The sequence below is a fragment of the Natrinema soli genome, assembly GCF_028618695.1.
Window position 1 is genome coordinate 1 of the sequence record NZ_JAQIVI010000010.1, and the last position, 4,282, is coordinate 4,282.

Sequence of the window (4,282 nt, forward strand, 5' to 3'; positions counted from 1 at the left end):
AGCGCGATCGCCGGCACGGCACGCGGCGGGCGGCCGAACCGGCGGTGCGTGATGACGATGTAGAGCAGATAGGCGACGGCGAGGTGTCCCCAGGGCCACATCCCCCGAGCGTTCGCCGGACGCGGGCATAGATGCTTCGGCTCGACGCGACGACAGTGAGGCTGCGTACCGCGATGGCACCACTGCATAGGCATGGCCAACCGTTACCCTCATCTCGGGTATTCAGTCACTACATGGCGAAATCAGAGTCGTCGCAGTCGACCGATCAACGGCAGTTACTCGCGATGCTCGAGGGACGGTCCTGTCAATACTGTCCGGACGGCGAACTCGAGCGGGGGACCTACAAGGACAACAGGGCGATCGTCTGCGATAGCTGCGGGACGCCGCGCGTCCAGGTCTGGTCGGCTCCGCTCGACTAGTACTCGAGCGCGCCGATCCGGGCGTCGCCACCGGTGACACCGCACCAGTCGCGCTGTAACGATACACACCGGATAACGATACAGACCGGAAGCTGATCGAGAGACCGTATTCATATCACCGCCGTACGCCACCGGGAACGGACCGTCGGCAGAGCGGACAGCGGACGTTCGTATTCCTCGCTACCACGGACCGGTGCGTGCCGCTTTTCGGTGCAACGCTGACCGGTCACGAACGCGACCGATACTCGAACGACGGATCCTACGTCCGGACTCGAGACGACCGCTCGAGGGAGCACCGACGGGGAAAACTGGGGCGGCGATCACCGAGATCGCGATCCCGAGTAGTCGTGGCCGACGATAAGGGCGAGCGCATGGACCGTCAGGAGCGCGACGAACAGCGACAGGCGACTCATCGAGTCGATCCCGGCGAGAATGACGGGCACGTAGACGATCGGCAGCAGAGTGCCGAGCCAGAAGCCGGCGGCGGTGACTGAGTGCCGTAGATGCATCGTCGGAACTAGCGCATCGACTCGAGGTCGACGAACGAGTCATCGTGCGCCGAGATCCAAGCGGTCATCAGTTCCTCCTCGCTGGCCTCGGACGGAAAGATCGCGCACTCGTCCGGGGCCCCGTCGTTTTCGATGGTGACGTGATCGAGCTCGGCGGTCGGTCCCTCGGTGTCTGACGTGTGGAAGTCGGCATCGGTCATGGGCAATCTGGCGACGGGTACTCGCGCCAGACGATGCTACCGGAGACGATACTATTGTTATCGTGTATCTAATGGACCGAATTCGGACGATAGCGAACGGTTCCGCCTCGGTTCAGACGGTTCAATCGTCCGAAAAAGAACTCGATGAGCAGTGACGTGTACGATATCGCTATGAAGTGACTGAGACGGAGAACGGGGTGAAGCGATAGCATAATAACTCGTTTCGAACGGCCTAACATGTCATTCAAACCGGGTCAGACGGCGCGGGTCGGCAACTGACCACCTATACCGACGGCCGGGCATCGAGCGTCAGCGTTCTGGTGATCGCGCGCCCGTTCCGCCGGAGACCGATGTCGAGCGCGTCGCCGGGACTGGTCTCGAGCGCGAGATACGTCGACAGCGCGTGGCGGTCGGGGATCGGTTCCCCGTCGAACGTGCGGATGACATCGCCGCCGACGGGGATCGGTTCCCCGCGCCGCTCGACGGACCCCGTAGCTGGCTCGAGGACGCCGTCGGCGGCCGAGCCGTCGGCGATACCGGTGACGATAATCCCGGACGCCGCCTCGAGATCGTTCGCCTCGGCGACGAGTCGGTCGACGGGATAGAGGCCGATCCCCAGATAGGAGTGGTCGTACGTCCCCGAATCGATGAGTTCCGGAACGACGCGTTCGGTGAGCGCCGCCGAAATCGCGAACCCGATGTTGTCGCCGCCGCCGGAGTTGATGACCCCCACGACCGCCCCGTCGAGATCGACGAGCGGCCCGCCGCTGTTGCCGGGGTTGACCGCCGCGTCGGTCTGGATGACGTTCGGGTAGGAGAACTGTCGATCGGAGAGGTCGAGCGTCCGGTTGACGCCGCTGACGATCCCCGACGACATCGAGCCGTTGAGGCCGTACGGGTTGCCCACCGCGGCCACCTCCTGTCCGACGACGGGCCGTTTCTCGGTCAGGAGAAGCGGCGGTGCCGTCTTCGGGACGTGATCGGCCTCGAGAACGGCCAGATCGCTGTGGTAGTCGCGACCGACGAGCGTGGTCCCCGTCCAGTCGCCGTTGGTGTACTGGAGGTCCGCCGCCGTTCCGTTACTGATGACGTGGTCGTTGGTTACGATGTGACGGTCGTCGTAGACGAACCCCGATCCCCGCCCGCGTCCCTCGGCACCGGTGGTCGGATCCCGGAGCCCGAAGACGCGAATCTGCGTGACCGAGTCGATGATCGCCTCGTGGAGGTCCGTAAACGCCGAGCCGTCCGCGAGGGCCCCTCGATCGATTTCGTGCGAGGAGTTCCCCGTGATCGAGTCGTCGCCTCGAGGCTCCACGCAGCCGGCGGCGACACCCGCGAGACCGGCGCTCGCGGCCGCGAGAAAGGACCGGCGATCCAGTCGAGAATCGTCCATGACCGGGAATTGGACCCGACCCATTTGAACCTCCGGGCCATCGGCCGACCGATTCCGGCCGTGTCGGGGAGTTCGATCGAGACGGCGACCCCGACGGTGGACGATCGGGCGCATCGTCCCCGCGAAGGGAAAACGTGTTACCCGCGGCTCCCCGATTCTCGAGACATGATCACGGAAGACGCCCGCGCGTTGCTGGCAACGGGAACCGTCTGTGACTCCTGTCTCGGACGGCCCTTCGCCGAGCGGAGTTTCGGGCTGACCAACGCCGAGCGCGGTCGGGCGTTGCGCACGACGGTCGCGCTGGCCGACGACGAGGACTTCGATCCGGCCGATCCCGCGGACTGCTGGGTCTGCGAAGGCTACTGCGGGACGTTCGACGCCATCGCCGACGCGATCGTCGATGCCCTCGAGGGGTGCGAGTTTGCCACGTATCAGGTCGGCAGCCGCATCCCGCCGCTGGTCGAGGAGAACGAACGGCTGCTCCGGGAAGACGCCGACCTCGAGCCCGACGTCGGCGAATCGATGAAGCGCGAGATCAATCGGGAGGTCGGCCGGCGCGTCGGCGCGAAGACCGAAACCGAGGTCGACTTCGACCGGCCCGACGTGCTCGCTATCGTCGACCTCGAGGGGTTCGACCCGCGCGAGACCCTCGAGTCGGAGACCGTCACGAGCCACGCGGTCGACGTCCAGATCAATCCCGCGTTCGTCTACGGCCGCTACCGCAAACTCGAGCGCGACATTCCCCAGACGGAGTGGCCGTGCCGGGAGTGTGGCGGCAGCGGGATCCAGCTCGGCGACGACGGCGAGGAGCCCTGTGACTACTGCGGCGGTTCCGGCTACCTGTACGACACGAGCGTCGAACAGGTCGTCCGACCCCACGTCGTCGACGCGATGGACGGCGACGAGGGCACCTTCCACGGCGCGGGCCGGGAAGATGTCGACGCTCGCATGCTCGAGGGCGGGCGGCCGTTCGTCCTCGAGGTGAAACGACCCCGCGTGCGCGACACCGATCCCGAGACGGTCGAGGCGGCGATCGGGGAGGCCGCCGACGGTTCCGTCGAGGTCGACGGCCTCCGGCTGGCGACCCACGAGATGGTCGAACGCGTCAAGGAACACGACGCGAGCAAACGGTACCGAGCCGACGTCGAGTTCGCGGAGCCGGTCGACGAGGACGCCTTCGACACGGCGCTCGACGAACTCGAGGGGACGACCGTCGACCAGTACACGCCGGAGCGAGTCGACCACCGGCGGGCGGGGCTGACCCGCGAGCGGACGGTCTACGGGATCGACGGCGATCTGCGGTCGTCGGCCGAGGCCGAGGTTCGGATCCACGGCGAAGGCGGGCTCTACGTGAAGGAACTCATCAGCAGCGACGACGGCCGAACCGAGCCGAGTCTGGCCGGCCTGCTCGAGACCGACGCCGAGGTGACGGCGCTGGACGTGACTAGCGTGGAAGGGGAAGCGGAGCCGTTCGAACTCGAGGAGTTCTTCATGGACGAACCTCGCGCAGACCGCGAGGAAGAGACGGCAGAGACGGCCAACTGAATCGATTCCGTCGAGTCGCAACGATTTTCCGCTCCGCCACCGATCGGCAGCGTATGCCATTCGGCGTCGACGAGGCCGGCAAGGGGCCCGCGCTGGGGTCGATGTTCGCCGCAGCCGTCCATTGCGAGGAGCCGAGCGTTCTCCCCGACGGCATCAGGGACTCGAAGCGACTCTCCCCCGAGCGGCGCGAGGAACTGGCGGCCGCCCTGCGGGCCG

At 66.3% G+C, this 4,282-nt stretch carries 5 protein-coding genes and 2 pseudogenes; 3 read left to right on the forward strand and 4 right to left on the reverse strand.

The genetic code is table 11. The features are described from left to right. Positions 1–101, reverse strand: a pseudogene (locus PGX04_RS00885) (metal-dependent hydrolase); the annotation flags it as partial. Positions 102–233: 132 nt separating this feature from the next. On the opposite strand from PGX04_RS00885, the gene PGX04_RS00890 reads away from it, so the two are divergent. Beyond that, positions 234–419, forward strand: a complete 186-nt coding sequence (locus PGX04_RS00890; RefSeq protein ID WP_273736791.1) for an HVO_A0556 family zinc finger protein — start codon at positions 234–236, stop codon at positions 417–419. 320 nt (positions 420–739) lie between these two features. On the opposite strand, the gene PGX04_RS00895 is transcribed toward PGX04_RS00890, so the two are convergent. The 3 genes from PGX04_RS00895 to PGX04_RS00905 form a co-directional block, all read right to left on the reverse strand. Next, positions 740–928 carry a DUF8028 family protein gene (locus PGX04_RS00895; protein ID WP_273736792.1) on the reverse strand — a complete coding sequence of 63 codons (189 nt, stop codon included), beginning with the start codon at positions 926–928 and terminating at the stop codon, positions 740–742. Positions 929–936: 8 nt separating this feature from the next. Continuing rightward, complete coding sequence (locus PGX04_RS00900) at positions 937–1,128, reverse strand: DUF7511 domain-containing protein (RefSeq protein WP_273736793.1); 192 nt, start codon at positions 1,126–1,128, stop codon at positions 937–939. Between the two features lie 283 nt (positions 1,129–1,411). Then, complete coding sequence (locus PGX04_RS00905) at positions 1,412–2,521, reverse strand: S1C family serine protease (RefSeq protein WP_273736794.1); 1,110 nt, start codon at positions 2,519–2,521, stop codon at positions 1,412–1,414. 165 nt (positions 2,522–2,686) lie between these two features. On the opposite strand from PGX04_RS00905, the gene PGX04_RS00910 reads away from it, so the two are divergent. Both PGX04_RS00910 and rnhB read left to right on the forward strand, forming a co-directional pair. Then, positions 2,687–4,066, forward strand: coding sequence for a tRNA pseudouridine(54/55) synthase Pus10 (locus PGX04_RS00910; RefSeq protein ID WP_273736795.1), 1,380 nt, complete (start codon positions 2,687–2,689; stop codon positions 4,064–4,066). A 53-nt stretch (positions 4,067–4,119) separates the two neighbouring features. Beyond that, a pseudogene (rnhB, locus tag PGX04_RS00915) lies at positions 4,120–4,282 on the forward strand (ribonuclease HII); the annotation flags it as partial.

Bases quoted from the DNA above. Each gene is read 5' to 3' on its own strand.
- PGX04_RS00910 (WP_273736795.1), top strand. From the start codon at position 2,687: ATGATCACGGAAGACGCCCGCGCGTTGCTGGCAACGGGAACCGTCTGT.
- PGX04_RS00895 (WP_273736792.1), bottom strand. From the start codon at position 928: ATGCATCTACGGCACTCAGTCACCGCCGCCGGCTTCTGGCTCGGCACT.
- PGX04_RS00905 (WP_273736794.1), bottom strand. From the start codon at position 2,521: ATGGACGATTCTCGACTGGATCGCCGGTCCTTTCTCGCGGCCGCGAGC.
- PGX04_RS00900 (WP_273736793.1), bottom strand. From the start codon at position 1,128: ATGACCGATGCCGACTTCCACACGTCAGACACCGAGGGACCGACCGCC.
- PGX04_RS00890 (WP_273736791.1), top strand. From the start codon at position 234: ATGGCGAAATCAGAGTCGTCGCAGTCGACCGATCAACGGCAGTTACTC.